Source organism: Candidatus Colwellia aromaticivorans, from assembly GCF_003333305.1.
Lineage (GTDB): Bacteria > Pseudomonadota > Gammaproteobacteria > Enterobacterales > Alteromonadaceae > Colwellia > Colwellia aromaticivorans.
The window spans coordinates 61655-82258 of record NZ_QOLD01000073.1 but is presented as its reverse complement, the minus strand read 5'-3'; the positions used below and the strand labels follow the sequence as shown (position 1 = coordinate 82258).

Annotated in this window: 17 protein-coding genes and 1 other RNA gene; 10 read left to right on the top strand and 8 right to left on the bottom strand. The window is 37.0% G+C overall.

The genetic code is table 11. The annotated features are described in order from the left end of the window. Positions 1-369: 369 nt before the first annotated feature. From petA to DWA31_RS11855, 5 genes are all read left to right on the top strand, one after another. Positions 370-972 (top strand): ubiquinol-cytochrome c reductase iron-sulfur subunit, encoded by a 603-nt coding sequence (gene petA / locus DWA31_RS11875; protein ID WP_114326794.1) that lies wholly within the window; start codon positions 370-372, stop codon positions 970-972. Further along, positions 972-2237 carry a cytochrome b gene (locus tag DWA31_RS11870; RefSeq protein WP_114326793.1) on the top strand — a complete coding sequence of 422 codons (1266 nt, stop codon included), beginning with the start codon at positions 972-974 and terminating at the stop codon, positions 2235-2237. The genes petA and DWA31_RS11870 overlap by 1 nt, the downstream gene beginning before the upstream one ends. After that, positions 2237-2947 carry a cytochrome c1 gene (locus DWA31_RS11865; RefSeq protein ID WP_114326792.1) on the top strand — a complete coding sequence of 237 codons (711 nt, stop codon included), beginning with the start codon at positions 2237-2239 and terminating at the stop codon, positions 2945-2947. The genes DWA31_RS11870 and DWA31_RS11865 overlap by 1 nt, the downstream gene beginning before the upstream one ends. Before the next feature lie 375 nt (positions 2948-3322). Continuing rightward, positions 3323-3964, top strand: coding sequence for a stringent starvation protein SspA (gene sspA / locus DWA31_RS11860; protein ID WP_114326791.1), 642 nt, complete (start codon positions 3323-3325; stop codon positions 3962-3964). Between the two features lie 23 nt (positions 3965-3987). Beyond that, the gene (locus tag DWA31_RS11855) at positions 3988-4443 is read left to right on the top strand and encodes a ClpXP protease specificity-enhancing factor (protein WP_245942602.1); all 456 of its coding nucleotides are present in this window, start codon (positions 3988-3990) and stop codon (positions 4441-4443) included. Positions 4444-4873: 430 nt separating this feature from the next. Here DWA31_RS11855 and dolP read toward each other — a convergent pair whose 3' ends face one another. Genes dolP through DWA31_RS11835 form a run of 4 tightly spaced genes read right to left on the bottom strand, consistent with a single transcriptional unit; the run spans position 4874 to position 8377 of the window. Continuing rightward, positions 4874-5470 carry a division/outer membrane stress-associated lipid-binding lipoprotein gene (gene dolP / locus DWA31_RS11850; RefSeq protein ID WP_114326789.1) on the bottom strand — a complete coding sequence of 199 codons (597 nt, stop codon included), beginning with the start codon at positions 5468-5470 and terminating at the stop codon, positions 4874-4876. Positions 5471-5476: 6 nt separating this feature from the next. Next, positions 5477-6067 (bottom strand): SIS domain-containing protein, encoded by a 591-nt coding sequence (locus tag DWA31_RS11845; protein WP_114326788.1) that lies wholly within the window; start codon positions 6065-6067, stop codon positions 5477-5479. A 35-nt stretch (positions 6068-6102) separates the two neighbouring features. Then, on the bottom strand, positions 6103-6471 hold the full coding sequence (locus tag DWA31_RS11840) for a YraN family protein (protein ID WP_114326787.1): 369 nt from the start codon (positions 6469-6471) through the stop codon (positions 6103-6105). Further along, on the bottom strand, positions 6458-8377 hold the full coding sequence (locus DWA31_RS11835) for a penicillin-binding protein activator (protein ID WP_114326786.1): 1920 nt from the start codon (positions 8375-8377) through the stop codon (positions 6458-6460). The genes DWA31_RS11840 and DWA31_RS11835 overlap by 14 nt, the downstream gene beginning before the upstream one ends. 301 nt (positions 8378-8678) lie before the next feature. On the opposite strand from DWA31_RS11835, the gene rsmI reads away from it, so the two are divergent. The 4 genes from rsmI (at position 8679) to DWA31_RS11815 (ending at position 16159) form a co-directional block, all read left to right on the top strand. Continuing rightward, entirely contained in the window at positions 8679-9530 is an 852-nt protein-coding gene (gene rsmI, locus DWA31_RS11830) for a 16S rRNA (cytidine(1402)-2'-O)-methyltransferase (RefSeq protein WP_114326785.1), read from the top strand. Between the two features lie 357 nt (positions 9531-9887). Then, positions 9888-10296: RNase P RNA component class A (gene rnpB, locus DWA31_RS11825), an RNA gene on the top strand. Between the two features lie 403 nt (positions 10297-10699). Next, positions 10700-12685 carry a methyl-accepting chemotaxis protein gene (locus DWA31_RS11820; protein WP_114326784.1) on the top strand — a complete coding sequence of 662 codons (1986 nt, stop codon included), beginning with the start codon at positions 10700-10702 and terminating at the stop codon, positions 12683-12685. A gap of 249 nt (positions 12686-12934) precedes the next feature. Next, positions 12935-16159 (top strand): EAL domain-containing protein, encoded by a 3225-nt coding sequence (locus DWA31_RS11815; protein ID WP_114326783.1) that lies wholly within the window; start codon positions 12935-12937, stop codon positions 16157-16159. Between the two features lie 377 nt (positions 16160-16536). On the opposite strand, the gene argJ is transcribed toward DWA31_RS11815, so the two are convergent. From argJ to DWA31_RS11795, 4 genes are all read right to left on the bottom strand, one after another. After that, positions 16537-17796, bottom strand: coding sequence for a bifunctional glutamate N-acetyltransferase/amino-acid acetyltransferase ArgJ (gene argJ / locus DWA31_RS11810; RefSeq protein ID WP_114326782.1), 1260 nt, complete (start codon positions 17794-17796; stop codon positions 16537-16539). A 131-nt stretch (positions 17797-17927) separates the two neighbouring features. Further along, complete coding sequence (locus DWA31_RS11805; protein ID WP_114326781.1) at positions 17928-18467, bottom strand: TrmH family RNA methyltransferase; 540 nt, start codon at positions 18465-18467, stop codon at positions 17928-17930. A 66-nt stretch (positions 18468-18533) separates the two neighbouring features. Then, positions 18534-19076, bottom strand: coding sequence for a hypothetical protein (locus tag DWA31_RS11800; protein WP_114326780.1), 543 nt, complete (start codon positions 19074-19076; stop codon positions 18534-18536). Between the two features lie 50 nt (positions 19077-19126). Next, positions 19127-19825, bottom strand: a complete 699-nt coding sequence (locus DWA31_RS11795) for a HupE/UreJ family protein (RefSeq protein WP_114326779.1) — start codon at positions 19823-19825, stop codon at positions 19127-19129. A gap of 335 nt (positions 19826-20160) precedes the next feature. Between DWA31_RS11795 and DWA31_RS11790 the strand changes: the two genes are divergently transcribed. Next, positions 20161-20598: a hypothetical protein gene (locus tag DWA31_RS11790; protein ID WP_114326778.1), complete on the top strand. Its 438-nt coding sequence runs from the start codon at positions 20161-20163 to the stop codon at positions 20596-20598. Positions 20599-20604 lie beyond the last annotated feature (6 nt).

Genomic DNA, 20604 nt, shown 5'->3' with positions numbered 1-20604 from the left:
TTTAGAATTCAACTTGAGTATTCGTACATTCTACGATTTTAAAAAGCCGACTTTATGTCGGTTTTTTTATGTCTTAAATTTATAGTTACTATTTATTACAAAAATTTGATTGCTATTATTCCGCTATCATTGTTATCCATTTCAGTTTTTTTCTATTTTTACAGTACTTAAGCCCCTTTTTACCTTGTAAAAAACCCGCTATTTCTTTATGATCGTAAAAATTTTTTGTCGATATGCCTTTTGGTATAAATCTGATCAAACAAAAACAATAGCTACGCTAGTTTAGGAATGTTCTTTTTGTACGTTTTGTTAGTGAATATTGTAGTGAAAAATAATTGTTTGGTAATCAATATGAATTGGAGAGTGTGAATGAGCAATGTGCCTGTAAATAACGGCCGCCGTCGCTTCCTAACTGCGGCTACTGTCGTTGTTGGTGGTGTTGGTGTAGCCGGTGTTGCTGTGCCTTTCATTGGTTCCTGGAATCCTAGTGCTCGCGCGAAAGCTGCGGGTGCTCCAGTTGAAGTTAATGTAAGTAAGATAGAGCCTGGTCAATTAATCCGTGCAGAATGGCGCGGTAAACCTGTTTATGTCGTTCGTCGAACGGAAAAAACCGTTAACGATTTAGCTAAGCATGATGATCAATTGCGCGATCCTAGTTCAGAGAAAGCACAACAACCAGCCTATGCAACCAATGCTTATCGCTCAATTAAACCTGAATTTTTGGTCGCTCTAGGTGTTTGTACACATCTAGGTTGTGCACCGACTCATCACGGTGGTGATTTTGATCAATTCGTTGAAGGTGTAAGCCAAGGCTTCTTTTGCCCATGTCATGGTAGTAAATTTGATATGGCAGGTCGTGTTTTTCAAGGGGTTCCTGCGCCATTGAATTTAATGGTTCCTGAGCATTCATTCACTAGTGCAGACACATTATTAATTGGTGTTGGCTCTGATGTAAGCAAGGGAGATGCATAATGTTAGCTAATTTTATGGCTTGGATGGACAAGCGGTTGCCTTTAACCGATGCTTGGAATAAGCATTTGGCACAATATCCGGCACCAAAAAACTTTAACTTTTGGTACTTTTTTGGCTCATTAGCCATGTTAGTACTAGTAAACCAAATTTTAACTGGCGTATGGTTAACCATGAGCTATGAGCCATCAGGTGATGGTGCATTTGCCTCTGTTGAATATATTATGCGTGATGTTGATTACGGTTGGTTGCTGCGTTATATGCATTCAACGGGTGCCTCAGCATTTTTTGTTGTCGTTTATTTACACATGATGCGCGGCCTTATGTATGGTTCGTATCAAAAACCACGTGAGTTATTGTGGATCTTCGGTATGTTGATCTTTTTGGTATTAATGGCTGAAGCATTTATGGGCTATTTATTACCTTGGGGTAACATGTCTTACTGGGGAGCACAGGTAATTATTTCCTTATTTGGCGCAATTCCAGTTATTGGTGATGATTTAACACTGTGGATTCGTGGTGATTATGTTATCTCTGGCGCTACGTTAAACCGTTTCTTTGCTCTGCACGTTATTGCGATGCCATTAGTGTTGGTTATTTTAGTGTTCTTGCACATTTTAGCTTTACATGAAGTGGGTTCAAATAACCCTGAAGGTATTGAAGTTAAGAAGAAAAAAGGCAGTATTCCTGTTGAAGAACAAAGTAAGTTTACTTTCCATAAACAATATACAGATAAATACGATATTGTAGATGCTATCCCGTTCCACCCTTACTATTCAGTAAAAGATATTATGGGTGTTGCTGGTTTCTTAATCCTATTCTGTTGGGTTATGTTCTTCGCACCTGAGGGTGGTGGTTACTTTATGGAAGCGCCAAACTTTGAACCAGCGAATGGTTTGAAAACACCTGAACATATTGCACCAGTATGGTACTTTGGTCCTTTCTACACTATTTTACGTGTTATTCCTGACAAGTTATTAGGCGCTATTGGCATGTTCTCAGCCATTATTGTGTTATTTCTTGTACCATGGTTTGATCGCGGTGTGGTGAAATCTGTTAAGTATCGTTCTAAGTTACATTTATTCAACTTAATTCAGTTCTCAATTTGTTTTGTTGTATTAGGTGCTTTAGGTACTTTACCAGCAACACCGGTTTACAATATGATGGGTACCATTGCCAGCTTCGGTTACTTTGGTTTCTTCGTAGCACTTTGGTTCTATTCTAAGAATGAAAAATGTAAGCCAGTTCCAGAGAGGGTTTCACACTAATGAAAAATTTAATTAAAGCGTTAGCCTTCGGTTTAGCTACTATTGTGTCTATGTCTGCATTGGCCTCATCAGGTGGTGCTAATTTAGATCACGCAAATAATGATTTAACCGATAAAGAGTCATTAAAAAATGGCTTTAAAACCTACATCAACTATTGTTTAGGTTGTCATCAGTTACAGTATCAACGTTATAACCGTACCTTTAAAGATTTAGGCATTGAAGACGCAGATGGTGTTGAAAACTACATGTTTACTGGTGAAAAACCAGGTGATCACATAACAAATACCATGCCGACAAAAGAAGCGGCAAAATGGTTTGGTACTGCGCCACCAGATTTAACACTTGAAGCTCGCTTACGTAGCCCAGACTGGATCTATACTTACTTACGTTCTTTCTATATGGATAGTGAGCGTCCATTTGGTGTGAACAATAAAGTATTTAAAGATGTTGGTATGCCACATGTATTGCAAGACTTGCAAGGTGTTAGCTCAATTGACGAACATGGTACTGTATCACCAGCAATGGGCGGCAGTTTAACTACTGAAGAGTACGATGTTGTCGTACGTGATCTAACTAACTTCTTAGAGTATGTTGGTGAGCCAAGTAAACTTGAACGAAAAAGTATGGGTGTAAATGTCTTAATCTTTTTGTTTATTTTCTTTATTGTTGCTTATTTCCTTAAGAAAGAATATTGGAAAGATATACACTAGAGAGTTACAAGTTGTAGGTCGTACTTCGGTACGACAAGATAATTGATTGGGGGCTTTGTGCCCCCATTGTCCGTTTTATTGAATCATACCAATTGAAATAATGAATTAGTCAACTTAGAGCTACATTAGGGAATTTAGAACAAGCGAAATAAGTCAAGCATAGTCGTGCTATGGTTTATTTATTTGGCGCTGTTATCAGTTTCCTAATAAGCTCCCAAGGGCGAGTTTAAAAGGCTTGTATTCGGCGTTATTGATTTTGATAAGGGAATAACCATTACCTGCAATCAATGCCTTGCCTATAAACCTTTTAATTCTCGCTAAGTGATCAATTCATTATTACAATTGGTATAAGTAGTTTTAACATTAGGAGGCCCTATGGCCGTAGCAGCAAATAAGCGTTCAGTCATGACGTTATTCTCGCATGCTGATGATATGTATAGTCATCAAACACGTATAGTATTAGCAGAAAAGGGCGTTGGTGTTGATATCAATTTTGTTGATTTAGCAAATTTGCCAGAAGATTTACTTGACTTAAATCCTTACGGCACAGTGCCTACTTTAATCGATCGTGAATTAGCTTTATATGAAGCTAAAATCATTATTGAATATTTAGATGAGCGTTTTCCTCATCCACCATTGATGCCTGTTTATCCGGTATCACGTGGTCGTAGTCGCTTAATGATGCATCGCGTTGAAAATGATTGGTATAGCCTAGCTAAAATCATACTATCTGGCCCTGCTGATAAAGCACAAAAAGCACGTTTAGAATTAAAAGAAAGCCTGCTAAGTATCGCGCCTATTTTAAATGAAGCACCCTACTTTATGAGTGAAGAATATAGCTTAGTTGATTGTTATATCGCTCCATTACTATGGCGTTTACCTGTTTTTGGTATTGAACTTGATGGACAAGGTTCAAAAGAACTTAAAACATACATGCTGCGTTTATTTGAACGTGAGTCATTCCAAGCATCATTAACTGAAGAAGAACGTGAATTACGTTTTGGTCACCCTGCTTAATGGTTGATTCTACTCAGGTGAAAATGAGCTCTAATAAGCCTTATTTAGTTAGGGCCTTTTATGACTGGATTTCAGATAATGATTTAACACCTTATATTGTTGTTGACGTAAGTGTTTATGGTGTTTTAGTGCCCATGTCATACGTGAATGATGGTCAAATAGTGTTGAATGTCGCAGCATCGGCAGTAGGGACTATTGCTTTAGGCGTTGAAGGTATTGAATTTAGCGCGAGGTTTGGCGGTAAACTTGAGCATATTACCGTACCCTATGGTGCGATAGCAGCTATTTATGCAAAAGAAAATGGTGCTGGTACTTCGCTACCGATAGAGCACCCAACGGAAGAAGAAATCAATGTTCAAGACGATGCAGAGAGCAACGTTAAGCCTAAAGCAAGTTTAAGCAGTGTTTCATCTACAGCTCAAGCGGCTGAACCGAAAAAAGCAACAAAAAGTAAAGCGAGTTTAAAAGTTATTAAATAATACTTCGACTACTCGTTCCTCGCGCTCAGTATGAACGGGTGATTATTTGTTCCTCGCGCTTAGTCCGAACGGGTAAATTCTGTTTTATCCGTTTGTCCTGAGCTTGTCGAAGGAAGCTTGTCGTACTTCGACTACTCGTTCCTCGTGCTCAGTATGAACGGGTGATTATTTGTTCCTCGCGCTCAGTATGAACGGGTGATTATTTGTTCCTCGCGCTTAGTCCTAACGGGTAAATTCTGTTTTATCCGTTTGTCCTGAGCTTGTCGAAGGAAGCTTGTCGTACTTCGACTACTCGTTCCTCGCGCTCAGTATGAACGGGTGATTATTTGTTCCTCGTGCTCAGTATGAACGGGTGATTATTTGTTCCTCGCGCTTAGTACGAGCAGGGAAGTTCCGTTTGTCCTGAGCCTGTCGAAGGAAGGATATTTGCTTACAAATATTCAAACGCCTTAAACACGCGACTAACACCGCTAATATTACGGGTGATATTAATCGCAATATCCGCTTCTTTTTTCGTAACTAATCCCATTAAAAACACCTCAGCATTTTCAGTAATGACTTTAATGGTATTACCATTTACTTCGTCACTAGAAAAAAGCGCGCTTTTAACTTTGGATGTTAACCAAACATCATTTGTTTGTGTGGTAATTGAGGTAAGATTACCAATACGGATTTGATTGTGAATACGTACCACCCCATCGATATTATTGATTATTTTTATTGCTTGATCTCTAAGGTACGTATTCGGTGCTTGACCAATAAGTAGTACAGAGCCATTAACACTAATAATATGCAAATTAGTGTTGTCGTTTAATGACTTATTTTTTGTTATTTCATTATAAGCTTCAATTTCAATACTTTGATCATCAATTTGATTACCAATGCTACGTCTATCTGTCGCCATAGAAGCGCTAGTAGTGATAGCAACTACGGCAACAGCAGCACAACCTTGCAGTACGGAAACAATGAGTAAAGCAGCACCGAGTTTAAAGGACTTATTTTTAATAGATTTGGAAATAGTAAACATGTGAAATTAAGACTCCGATTGAGGAAATAAAGTAGTATCGATGATTTCGCATAAGCAATGTAGCACAATTAAATGAACCTCATTGATACGGGCTGTACGAGCAGAGGGTACTCTGATTTCAACATCACCTTCACCCAATAAGCCAGCAATATCTCCACCATCATTACCGGTTAGCGCAATAATAGGAATATCACGAGATACTGCGCTTTCAATGGCTTTTATAACATTTGTTGAATTACCACTTGGTGATATGGCCAATAAAACATCACCGTTATTACCCAAAGCACGAATTTGTTTAGAGAATACTTCATCATATTGTGAATCGTTGGCAAATGAAGTGATTGTCGCACTACCTGCAATAAGGCTGATAGCGGGTAAACTCGGACGTTCGGTTTCAAAGCTGTTTAGTAGTTGTGAGCAGAAGTGCTGTGCATGTCCGGCAGAGCCACCGTTCCCACAAGCAAGCATTTTATTACCCGATAATAGACTTTGTACCATCATCATACCGGCTTGTTCTATAGCGCTAGAAATAGCTTCAGTAGCTGCTATTTGGGTTTGAATGCTTTCAGTGAAATTATTTTGTATCTGTTCTAGCATGGGGTAAAGCAACTCCGGTGTTGTGCTGTTGTAACTTAAAAAGCATTTTTGAGCCAAGTTACCTGTGGTTGGTTAATATTACCTTCTAAGGCAATAACATCAAAACGGCATGGGGTATTATATTCGTTTAAGTTGGCTTGATGGAAAAAAAATGCTACGCAATGTCTAATTTTATTTTGCTTGGCCTTAGAGACTGCCTCTATTGCACTACCAAAGTGATTATTTTTACGATATTTTACTTCAATAAAAACGAAAGTATCGCCATCACGCATAACAATATCAATTTCACCTTGACGGCAATGTACATTTCTATCAATAGGAGTTAAACCATGCTTTATAAGATAATCTTCAGCAAACGCTTCGGTTAATCTACCGCGTGCATGGCTTGTGTTACTCCATAACAATTTGCATCACCTTATTATTTTGATACCTACCCCAAATTAGGCTACGAGTTAATACATTATTGTGATTCAATTTTAATACACCCGTTTGACCGAAGTGGCGAATATAGGGGGCTTGTTGCATTAATTCTGCTTTATCAAGTAGGTTATAGCTATCATATCCCATAGCGAATATTCGCGATAAACTGTCGGTACGCCTAGGCCATAGCTTATGACTTAACCGAGCTAAATTTTTATTTTGTTGCTTGGATGTTAGTAGCCAAGGCATTTGCGTGAAAGTTAAACCTTGCAAATCATTGGTACTGCCATTGCTGTTATTGTTGTAATCAAAATTACTATGGCTTCGAGAGCTAGCAAAAACAGGGATTATACTAGCAAAAGGGCTAGTATTGACATCGATATATGGCTTAACTAATCGAGTTTGTGATGCGGAGCCTATTAGATAAATCATATCGATATCACGGCGATTTCTTGACTGAGACTTAATGTTATTTTTAAGTCGATTTTTCAATTGCTTTATACGTTTTTGACTCGCGTTTACATCAAGGGCTTCTTTTAAACTTGCTTGCATTTGTTTACCTTGATTGAAGTAAACAATATCAACATTATCGCCAGTTAGAATTTGCCATTGTTGACTAAAAGCAACGGCTAGGCGTTTTGACACGCTATCTTGGTGGCTCAAAACAATCGGGTTTTTATAGTTTTTCTGGCTGAGAGTTGCAGCTGCCTGTATTGCTTCATCTTCTGGGCGCATAGATAAAGCTGTTTGATAGCTAGCGAGTTTATTATTGATCGGCAAGTTAAGAAATAGACTCGGAATTTGCAGCGCTATTTGCTGCTCGCTCAGGTTTAAATAGCTTTCTACATTAGATTTTAATAGTGGTCCAATAACATGGTCTATGCTCGATTCAGTAAATTGAGTGGCAAGGGTTGTCCAATCTATTTTGTTAGTGTCAATGAAATGAATTTTATTAGCCGTATCATTTTTATAAGCGGATAAAATACCTTGTTGGGCAGCTAACCCAGCACTTTTTTGACTGCCACTCAAAGGCAATAACACCGCAATATTTTCAATTTCACTCACAGATAATGTTGATGTTAGTAACTGTTCAGCAATAAGCGTGGCGGGATGTGTTGGGTAGCGTTCTTCCCACAAACGTAAATAGCGAGGAAACTGTTCGTTATTAGCACCATACTTGTGGCTATAGTTAAGTAACTGCTGCCAACCTTTAATAAATGGAGGATCAGTTTTAACTAATTGTGCCAGTTGCCACTGATTAAGTGATTCAAGTTTATGCCACAATGAAAAAACATCTTGCGTTGAGGAATCATCATTGAGTGAAAAAGCCATTAATTCGGCAGCAAGCGCTTTTACCGGTTGTTGTTTTACTTCTAATGCCTCTTGTAAATATAGGTAATATTCGAACGATAGTTTCAAAGGTGTGGTAGGATTTTCAGCATTAACATAAGTCACTAATTCACGGGTAAGTTGCAGTTGTTTATACGCGGATTGATGATAGTTTAAGGCTTGTAAACTTTTTGCCTTAACGAGCAACAATCGATAAGTATATGAGTGATTTTGTTTAACCATATCGGAGATCTTATTTGCTAACCAAAGGGCTTTTGAAAAATCTTGTTGTTGCAGGAATAACTCACTGGACTCAACTAATAGTTCATTGATTTGCGCTGTTAATAGAGGCGTTGGCGCTAAGTTGTTAAGTGATTTAGCCAATGTTAGTTTTTCTTCAACAGTTTGGTCAATAATCACTTTATCTGCTTTTTTACTCATTGTTTTTGTCGGTAATTTTGCCACCGGAGTTTGCGTACTACAACCGCTCAAGAAAAAGGTAATAAGTAATATTATTCCAAATAGAATGTGGGTTTGTTTGTACTTAAATGACCTAGTCAAAGCAGTTCCTTGTAAATGAAAGACTAAAATTTAGTTTGGCTCAAATCGTAAAAATCCGTGCGCCTTTATCTCGCTGTGAGGTTATAATACCAATCAGATTAATTAATGGTTCAAATTTTAATGAGTGTAAATTTTCAAGAACAAGGCGCTTGATTGAGCAATAGCTAGCTATTGGGATTGAAAGCAACGATGTTATTGAGTATTTAAGCCATTTAAAATGATTACTTAGTTAGTCTGATTGGTATAATAAACGCCATTGCAATGAGTCTCAACTAAATTCAAATGAGAGAAGTCAGTTTACATGAGCGATTTTAACATAAACCCCGGTACCTTATATATTGTTGCCACTCCCATTGGGAATTTAGGTGACATCAGCGCAAGAGCTTTAGCCGTATTAACACAGGTTGATATTATTGCTTGTGAAGATACGCGTCATACGCAAAGGTTATTGTCAGCTTCTGCGATTAAAAATAAAACTTTGTCTATGCACGATCATAATGAACGACAAAGACAAGATTACATTGCGCAACTATTGCAAGAAGGTAAAAGCATTGCACTTGTTTCCGATGCAGGCACGCCGCTAATTAGTGATCCTGGCTTTCATCTAGTGCGCCACTGTCGTAGTCTTAATTTACCTGTTTCTCCTATTCCTGGAGCATGTGCCGCCATTGCTGCGTTAAGCGTTGCTGGCTTGCCTACTGATCGATTTTCTTTTGAAGGCTTTTTACCGTCAAAATCAGGCGCTAGACAAAGTACGCTCTTAGCTTTAGCGAATGAACCCAGAACGATGGTTTTTTATGATGCACCAAGGCGGGCAATTGATACCATAAAAGATGTGGTTAGTACGTTAGGTGGTGATCGTTATGTTGTTATTGCACGTGAGTTGACTAAAACTTTTGAAACCATTCATTCAGATACGGCTGATAACTTACTCGCTTGGTTAGAACAAGATCCCAATCAGCTTAAAGGTGAAATGGTGCTGATCATTGAAGGTCATAAAGTTGATGTAAATGCTATATCACCTGATGTAATCAAAACATTAAAGTTGTTGCTTAGCGAAATGAAGCCTAAAAAAGCTTGCGCTATTGCAGCAGAAATTCATGGTGTTAAAAAAAATGCGTTATATGATATTGCACTAAGCTTTAAAGCATAACTGTTCATGCATTGAGTATACCCAAACCACTTGAAGATGCAGAATTCAGCTGGAATTAGAAGCGTCTTTAGGTACAGGTTCATAGTTCCAGACTGAACCTAAGTACCTACATCCATGTACGCAAGGCATTGATTGAAGGTAATGGTTGTTCAGGATCATATTCTCCTGAGTAACCATTAATAAAAAAATGCGCCTTAATTATAACTTGCTCAGACTTCCTGAAACTCGTATCTTCAAGTGGCTTGGGTATACACGGCATTAAATAACCTTAACAATGCGAAAACTCGCTTTTTCAACGCTATTGTTGCGGTAGCAGAATAACTTGCTCACTGTCTAGCTAACAGGTAGAATGCTCATCGAGTTGACTAGACAATCGCTGCCTAATTTACGTAAGTATTTTTAGGGGGAGGAAAGTCCGGGCTCCAATGAGCAGGGTGCCAGGTAACGCCTGGGCGGCGCAAGCCGACGACAAGTGCAGCAGAGAGAAGACCGCCGATGGTTGTTTCTTAGGAAACTTCACAGGTAAGGCTGAAAGGGTGCGGTAAGAGCGCACCGGATTGCTGGTAACAGTAATTGCAGGGTAAACTCCACCCGGAGCAAGACCAAATAGGGTTTCATGACTATTGAACGCAAGTTTATATAGTATAAGCGTGGCTCGCGTGGAAACCGGGTAGGTTGCTTGAGCCTTAGAGCGATTTAAGGCCTAGACGAATGATTGTCACTCCTTCGGGAGATACAAAACCCGGCTTATGTGTCATCTCACCAATTCTAGTGATCGCTTGATTTATATCATAAAAGTTGAGCGGTTACTGAAGTAAAATCAAACCAATAAAATCAAACCAATAAAATCAAACCAAACCAATCAAACCAAAAATATAATCGCTGTAATGGATAATGGCCAATGAAAAATATTAAGCCACTTTCTATTATAGCTGTCTCTAATATAAAATAATGAGTAGGAATTACTAGTTTATAGTTTTTGCTGTTTAGATTTATGTCAAAAAATTACGTGCCTATGTAGATGGTTCAGGATCGTCATCCCCGTAGTGTTTTAATCGGGGATCTAGTGTATTAAGCGCAATAGATCTTCGATAAGATACTTCGAAGATGACGGTTACAGTTACATCCTGAGTTAACTGCATAGCCATGAAAAATTATTAGGAAACCTTATGAATTTAATTAATAACTTAGTATTTAAACAAAAGTTAATATTACTTGTATTGATACCACTTCTTGCCACACTTTATTTCAGTTTGAGTAATTTAAATGCTTTAACATCAAAGCAAGGGCAGCTTGAAGATATTCAAGAATTGATTACCCTAACTATTGCTAATAACGCGCTTGTTCATGAGTTGCAAAAAGAGCGTGGCGCGACTGCTGTTTATATTGGAAGTAAAGGAAACAGTTTTTCTGACGAGTTAAAAGAGCAACGCAATCTTACCAATAATGCTCTCACAGATTTAAATGCAATGTTTAAAGGTTTTTCTTCTGATAATGATAATGTAAATGAGATTGTTTCAACGATTAAAAATGGCTTATTAAAATTAGATGGTATTAGATCTCGTTCAGGTGATTTTTCAATCCCTATGAGTGAGACTATCGGTTATTACACTGGTCAAAACCACAAGATGCTTAGCTTAACAGGGTTCTTTTCAGCTATAAGTCCAACAGAAACAGTCGGTGATGCCATTGCATATTATGTGCTTTTAGAAGCTAAAGAGCGAGCTGGTATAGAGCGTGCTGTTGTTAGTGTTGGTTTTACAAAAGATACCTTCACACAAGCAAGCTTTCAAAAACTTATCAGCCTTATGGCTTTACAGGATAATTATTTCGAGCAGTTTATCTTTAAAGCGTCATCGACAACCGTAAATGCTTATAAAAATATATTAAGTAATGATGCTGTAGTTGAAGTCAAGCGAATGAGAAAAGTGGCATTATCTGTTGGTCAAAACGGCCCTTTTAATGTTGATGCAGCTGTATGGTTTAAAAATGCTACCGCACGAATTAATTCACTTAAAGATATTGAAAACCTAATTGCCGATGAGTTTATTTCTGATATTAACAAGCTGCTTAGTGAAGCAAAAAACAATCTCATTGTGAATTTGCTTGTTATTATTTCAACTTTTATTATTACTATTTTTATTGTTTACGTTATTTTGACAAACTTAATTAAACAGTTAAAGGAAATTTCAGTAACGATGGAAAAAGTGACCGAAAATAATGATTTGACGGTACAATCAAAGGTCTTTAGCACGGATGAATTAGGTAGTGTTGCCAAAGGATTAAATAAAACACTAAGCACTTTCTCTCATGCCATCACTGAAATTAAAGATAGCAGCATTTCCCTTGCGACATCTGCACAACAATCATCTGTTATTTTGAATGAAAATGTAGGTAGCTTATTGCAGCAGCGTGATGAAACCGCTCAAGTGGCCACAGCAATAGAGGAAATGTCGGCAACGGTTCAAGAAGTATCTCGCAATACTAATGAGGCTATGTCATCGACACATCAAGTGAATACTAAAGCGATTGAAAGCCAAACTGTAGTTGGAAATTCTTTAGAAGCAATTAATAATTTAGCATCAGAAGTTTCTGAAATAGGTTCACTCATCTCAGGACTGCACTCAACTACGTCCAATATATCAAATGTTATTGATGTCATTAAAGGTATCGCTGACCAAACTAACTTACTTGCCCTAAATGCAGCGATAGAAGCGGCTAGAGCAGGGGAGCAGGGTCGAGGTTTTGCTGTAGTCGCTGATGAGGTCAGAACTTTAGCTCAACGCACCCAAGATTCCACCATTGAAATTGAAGGAATTATCAATCAATTACAAAATGAAGCCAACAGTGCAAATACTATGGTTATTGGCACTCAAAAACGTGCGGATGAAAGTATTGATGGTGCTCATCAAATTGAATTATCACTAACAAGTATCGTAACGGCGGTATCTGATATAAATCTGATGATAGAGCAAATAGCTACAGCGGCAGAAGAGCAAGTTAGTGTGACAGAAGAAATTAATAAAAATGTCAATGATATAGATAAAAAATCTGCTGAAGTAACGACAGGAGCTCAGGATGTATCACAGGCGGCTAACGAGCAAGTAGATATTGCTAATAACCTTGAAAGGTTGGCTGCTAAGTTTTTAGTATAGTTAGGTTATTTAAGCAAACTTTGTGAGTTGTTTTACTCAGAAGGAAACTTTACGCTTTGATATGCTTAGCCTCAAAATCGAACGATAAAACAATTTACCTTGTCGCTAATTTATTGATTTTATGGGGTAAATATCATTATAATAATTGGCTTTTGTATCAGCTTGAAATTTTTTAACCGTTTGTTTTTTTAAGCTGTTACTAAGGTTTTATACCCAGTGTCATTTACTTGTATATTTCAGGAATATTTTGTGAAACAATTATTTAATCCCGCTATAAATTTAATGAAAAGCCTGAGTTATTTTCGCAAATTTATAGTACTTGGAGGGCTATCACTTCTTGCATTATTGATTGTTTCAATTTATTTAATCTCTTATTTGTCCGAGTCGATCAGTACCGCTAATCAGCAGCTAGAAGGCTTACATCAGACACAAAAAACATCAAGATTAATCCAATTACTACAACAGCATAGGGGAATTTCTACAGCGGTTCTTGCAAATATTAATGGTAGTACTGATAAACAGGTATTAGTTAATAAAAAAGTCAATGATAATTTTTTGAAAGTCAGCAACGCATTGCCTTTAGCGTTAAAGAAAACAGCAAAATGGTCTACTATTACTGATCAGTGGAAATATTTAAATACAAAGAAAACCACTTTAGAACAAGAGAATAGCCATAGCTTACACACAAAACTAATTCACAATCTAAATTCTTTTCAACTAAAAGTGGCTGACTATTATCGCTTGCTTGTAATGGATGATCTTGATTCATATTATTTAACAAATAGCGTTTTATTCACCATGCCCATCACGTTAGAGCTACTCGGACAAGCACGTTCTGAGGGTGTTTTATATCTAATTAATAAAGAGACAAAATATAAAAAAAACATAATAAAACTATTAGCAAATACCAATATACCGATTGGTGTATTTAAAAATAATATGCAAAAGGTTAGAAGGGGATTGATTTCGGATGGAGAAAATATTACTGCTCAGGCGCTAATTCAAACAATTGAGCAACACATCAAATTAACCTTAGAAGAGGTTATATCTGATACAACTTCTATAAGTTCTCTCGAGTTTTACACTCTATCTACTTCCGTTATTGATAAAGGATATCAATTTTTAGATAACTCACTTTCTTTTACACTCAGTGGTTTGCTCCACAGCCGAGTTACACAAGCAAACACTCATTTAATTGTGAGTATAGGCTTTTCGTCAGTGTTATTTCTTATTGTATTGTATTTCATAATAGGAATGTATTTCTCAACAGTTCGCAGTATCAATTATTTAACTAAAGTTACGGGTAAGTTTTACAATGGTGATCTTGATGCTCGCGTAACACTTGATACACATGATGAGCTAAATAATATTGCTATTGGGTTTAATGAAATGGCGGCATCCTTTCAAAATCTTTTGATTGAGAAAGAAGAAATAACCACAAGCTTGCGTGCTATTATTGATAATTCACCTATAGGAATTTGGTTTACAGGAGCGGATGGGCGTTATCATTTTGTTAATAAGACATTTTGTGACTTAGTAGGAATAGAGGAAGCAGAAATGCTTAATACTCCTTCAGCTAATTTAGCTGACGTATTAGGAAGTGAAATGGCACATAATTGCTTAGATTCAGACAGAGCTGCTTTAGAGCAAGATCTTCCCCATGTTTCTTATGAAATAATCCCTCGTTTAAATGAAAAACCATACATTCTTGAAGTCACAAAAGTTAAATTGAAAAATACGCAAGGAGAGCTTGTTGGTTTGATCGGTATCAGCAAAGATATTACAGATCAACGTCAACAAGAAGATGATTTAAAACTTGCCGACATAGTGTATCAAAATAGCGCTGAAGCAATGATGATTACCGATATTAAGAATGAGATTATTGCGATTAATCCTGCTTTATCTGATATTACCGGCTATAGCAGAAGCGAATTAATCGGAAAAGATCCTAAAATATTTAGCTCTAATAAACAAAGCCCACAGTTTTATCAATTAATGTGGGAAGAAATAGAGCTAACCGGAAAATGGCAGGGTGAAATTTGGAATACCAGAAAAAATGGAGAGGATTATCCAGAATGGCTTTCAATTAATACTATTTATGATGACTATGGCAAAGTATTCAGACATATAGCATTGTTTTCAGATATAACAGAAGAGAAAGAAGCGAATGAACTGATATTAAGGCAAGCTAATTATGACAGCCTGACTAAGCTACCTAACCGAAGAATGTTTATTGATAGGTTGGAACAAGAAATTAAGGTGTCTCAGCGTAAGAAGCAAAAATTTGCTTTGGTTTTTCTGGATTTAGATAACTTTAAAACCATTAATGACAGTAGGGGGCATGCCTATGGTGATGCACTACTTATTGAGGCTGGAAAACGAATTACTCATTGTGTTCGAGAAGTAGACACTGTTGCTCGATTAGGTGGTGATGAATTTACCATTATTTTATCTGATTTATCTGACATACATAATGTCGAATCTATTTGTCAGAAAGTGTTACTCGCCTTAAGTCAGCCATTTTATATTTCAAAAATGTATACGTATATATCCGCTAGCTTAGGGATTACACTATATCCAAATGATGCAAGCACCACTGTGGAACTGCTAAAAAATGCTGACCAAGCAATGTATCTTGCTAAGGATCTCGGCCGTAATCAATTTTGTTACTTTACTGCCTCAATGCAAGAGCAAGCTTTAAATCACTTAGAATTAATGAATGACTTGCGTAAAGCGATTAGCTTGAATCAACTTGCTGTGTTTTATCAACCCATTGTTGAATTACAAACAGGTAATATTCGTAAAGCAGAAGCCCTTTTACGCTGGAATCATCCCGTCCGAGGCATGGTGAGCCCAGCAAAATTTATTCCACTCGCAGAAGAATCCGGATTAATCGTCGAAATAGGTGATTGGGTATTTAAGCAAACCGTGCAATACATTAAAAAATGTAAAGAACAGCTTGGTGTAGATATACAAATCAGTGTCAATAAATCACCGGTACAATTCAGAGAAACAAAAAATCAGTTAGATTGGCTAACCTACCTTACTGAAAATCAATTACCAGGGAAAAACATTGTTATTGAAATAACTGAAGGTTTGTTAATGAATAATAATATAAACACAATAGAGCGGCTTTCTCAGTTCAGAGCTGCTGATATTGAGCTATCTATGGATGATTTTGGAACCGGGTATTCATCACTATCGTATTTGAAAAAGTTTGAGCTTGATTACCTAAAAATAGATCGATCATTTACAAAAAATTTAGCGGTGGACTCAGAGGATATGATTTTGTCAGAAGCCATTATCACAATGGCTCAGAAGTTAGGATTGAAAGTTATTGCTGAAGGTATCGAAACAGAAGAACAAATGAAGTTACTCCTTGATACTGGATGTGATTATGGTCAAGGGTATTACTTCTCAAGGCCTATACCAGAAGATGAGTTTATGCAGTTATTATCTCGAACTAACCATTAGAAAATAGCTTGAGTATGATCTCAATAAAAAATACGGTATATACCCATGTTACTTCAATATGTCGGATTCAGCTGGAGTTAGAAACGTATTTAGGCAAGGCTTTGATTGAAGATAATGGTCGTTCAGAAGCACATTCTCCTGAACGACCCTTAATAAAAAGATGCGCCTTGATCATGAATCGTTCAGCAGCTCTGAAACGCACATCTTGAAGTATCATGGGTATACACCTGTTCTGATGCTAGTGATTGGAGCAAAGGCCTTTGTTAGACATAAGAATACAATGAAAGGAATACTCAGCTTGAGCATATTAACCATGACTATTGGACTACACCAGTTAATCTTTGCTAACTTTTGGTGCTGACGAAATATTGCGTTAGTTAAGTTCGATATTCAGCATTAATTCTGACGTAATCATAGCTAAAATCACAAGTCCAAATAGTAGCGTCTTCATTACCACGATGAAGTTGTACCGTAATATCAATTTCTGCTTCATTCATGACAGCTTGCCCTTCATCTTCTTGATAGCTTGCGGCGCGGCCACCTTTTTCAGCTACTAATACTTCACCAAAATATAACTCTAGTTGCTCGGTATCTAGATCAGCCAAAGATTTACACTCTCTTGAGGCATAACCAATAGCCGCAAGCACACGCCCTAAATTAGGATCAGAAGCAAACATGGCCGTTTTAACTAATGGGCTTTTGCCGATAGAAAAACCAATGGTTTTTGCTTCATCAATGCTCAATGCTCCTTTAACCGTTATCGTTAAAAATTTTGTTGCGCCTTCACCATCACGCACAATGGCTTTAGCCAAATACTGCGCTGTTTCAAGCAACGCATTGTACACTTCGTTAAAACCTTTATCGTTACGTTCTCTAATAACGGCAGCATTGCTTTTGCCAGTGGCAATAACAATAAATGAGTCATTAGTTGAGGTATCACCGTCAACAGAAATACAGTTAAAAGATAAGTCTGCAATCTCCTTAGTTATTTCATCTAATAATGATTGAGTAATATTGGCATCGGTCGCGACATAACCCAACATGGTCGCCATATTAGGATGAATCATACCTGCACCCTTGGATATACCGGTAATATTTACCTGTTCGTTGCCAATTTTTACCGAAGTAGAATAAGCTTTTGGCGCAACATCTGTGGTCATAATAGCCCAGGCAGCATCCGCCCAGTTATCAGTGGTTAAATTAGCAACGGCAAGTGGCAAGCCAGCTAAGAGTTTATTCATCGGCAAATGTTCTAAAATCACCCCTGTGGAAAAAGGCAATATAGACTCAACAGGAATAGCCATTATTTCAGCTAAATTTTGACAAGTAGTTAGTGCATCTAACATGCCTTGTTCACCTGTTCCGGCATTGGCATTGCCCGTATTGATCACCAATGCTTTAATACCCGCGACATCCTTATTTTTTACGGCATCTAAATGCTTTTTACATAAGGTTACGGGCGCAGCACAAAAGCGATTTTGGGTAAAAACGCCTGAAACGGCACTGCCCTTGGAAATTTCAATAACGAGTAAATCTTTACGATTTGGTTGTTTTATATTCGATTCGGCCCAGCCTAGGCGAATGCCTTGAATTGGCGCGAGTAAAGCTGGAATTATTTCAGGTAAATTGACAGGCATAAAAAATTATTAATAACAGAAGAGTAGGTAAATATTACGCTTTTCTGGTTTTTTATGCAAAAGCTATCTTTGTCGTAAAGCCGCTTCTTTAGTCAAAATTATTGAAATTAGTATGGTTTAATGAGTATGTATTATTGTTTGCGAATCTGGCTAGCACACTCAGATAGCACAATGGCACCCGCAGTTGAAACATTTAAAGAATTACCCATACCAAACATGGGAATATGTATTTGATGATGACTTAATTTTAATGCGGCTTCACTCACACCTTTTCGTTCATTTCCTAATACCAATACGCACGGAGAAGGGTAGACTATTTCTTTATAATCAATAGACCCATGGCATAATTCAACACTAAAAACAGTGTAATCTTTGTCTAATAAGGTTTGTAAACTTGTAGTGGTGGAGTCGCTATATTCAATGCAAACCCATTTAGCTTCATTTCTAGAGGCTTTTTTCAGCTTCTTGTCTGAAATAGTTAACGCCCCACAAACGATGATTTTTTCGATAGCGAAAGCATCGGCTAAACGAATAAATGCACCAACATTATAACTATTCGTGACATTATCTAGTACTAGTATCAGAGGAAGTTTAGGTTGGTTTAGATATTCATCTCGAGTAGGTTTGTTTTTTCTAAGATCTTCTTTACTAAGTTGTATTGCTGAATTCATTTTTCTACTCTTGTTAAATATATTGCTTATTGTCTGGCTATGATAGCGCTATTTTTAGACCATAAATTATTTTAAGCCGTGTGTTGCATAATCACCTTTAACGGTTAACTGCACAGTCACGGGGGTATCTGATGTGTTTTTCCAATACCAACCATGAACGCCAGGAAATGGTGTAGTGAAACTACCTTCCATGCGATTTACTGTGGCTATGGCATAACTTTCAAAATAACCGGTGGTGTCGCCTTCTGGCTCGCCATGTAAATCAAAGTACAAAGCCGTACCGTTTGTTAACCACAGGTAGGATAATTTTTTATGCTGCAGCATAGTAAATTTGTATTCGACGCCACTATGAGCAGGAACCATTATATCAATGGTTTCAGCAACGCCTTTGTTTTTCTCTGCTTTTTTTTGTGATGAAGTAATGGGAGCTTTTTTTGCTTCTACACTATTGAATACGGTTAACCCGAGTGCATGCCCAACACCAGTAGGATCAATATTATATTCCGCAGGCAATATGATAGTAACTAAGGTTATTACAGCGAAAATAATGCTGAATAGGGTGTATTTAAATAGTGTTGCTTTGGTTAGCGCAATGGTTTGTTGTTGCATAAATTTATCTCTAAATTCCTGTTTATAATTGTAGTTTATTCATTTTTGAGCTAATTAATAAAATAGCCCGTTAACTGGAAACCCATTAACATAAAGCCAGCACTCATCAGTAAGCAGTTTGTACTCGTAGCAAAATAGTTGAAACTACTGTGTTTACGCCAAAAGTTAATCACTAGTAAAATGAATGCGAGTGCTGTGAACTGCCCTAATTCAACACCAATATTAAAAGCAATTAAATTCGGAATTAGGCCATCTTCAGGTAATTGAAACTCTTGTAATTTTGTTGCCAGACCAAAGCCGTGAAAAAGTCCGAATATTAGCACTGCCAATTTCGGATTGGGAGATTTACCAAATAGTTGTTTAAAGCCGCCTAAGTTATCAAAGCCTTTGTAGACTACTGACAACCCTATGATTGCATCAATCAAATAAGCATTAACTTGAATGTCGCTAATGACGCCAAAAAGTAAGGTTAAACTATGTCCTAGTGTAAACATGCTGACATAGAGTAGGACATCACGGCCACGGTATAAAAAAAATAATACGCCGACTAAAAACAGTAGATGATCATAGCCAGTGACCATATGTTTAGCACCAATATACAAAAAGGGTAAAATTTGTATACCAGTATTTTGTTGTAGAAATGCGCGTGTACTATCATCAACACCGTGTGCAAAGGCTTCATTAGGTAGCACTAAGGCAAATAAAATAATAAGACTAAGTAAACAAGACTGTTGAAGACGACTAGGCATCTATTGCCCCTCATTATGATATTTTTATTAGGTTATTTTGGATAACCATTTGAACAAACGGAAATGTTTGGAATAGCCTGCTGAATAGATAATTGATCTTCTCACATCCTAAGGGTGAAGAATACTATGGTTGGCGTAGACTTGGCAAAAGAAGTTATTCAAGTTTGTATTTATTGCAACAACCTTACTCTTCCTTCTAATGCAGAAATAATGCATCATTACTTTCTGTTAATTAAACATTAGCTTTCTAATCTAGGCATTCAATACAGCATAAATGTATTTCACTTTTGACTACTATTTACGGCTTGCTTTTTAATGAACTTTAAGAAAATACCATGACAGAACAACTACCTATATCAATCTATGTGTGTGATGACTTAACTGAGAAATGGGTTAATATTAATTCAATCACCAATAAACTTTCAGCACAGTTTAATTTTCAAGCTATGACGGCCAATTGGTATGGTGATGAAGATAATATTCTTTTTATTCAGTTATTGTTAGAAACACCGCAACGTTTTGCTATTCAAAAGAAAAAGCAAAAAGAAAATCAGCAAACTAAACAAGCAGAGACATTGAAAACTCACTCAGATGATGTCTTTAGTGTTATTGATGATAAAGAACCACAGCAGTTAATTTTTACAATAGCGATTACTGAATCTGAACAGAATTTATTAGCGCAGCAAGCAAAATTACTCAATGGTTTATTACAAATAAAGTTGCAAAAAGTTCTCAACATTATTGCTAAACAATTAAACCTCAAACCAATTTAAATTTAT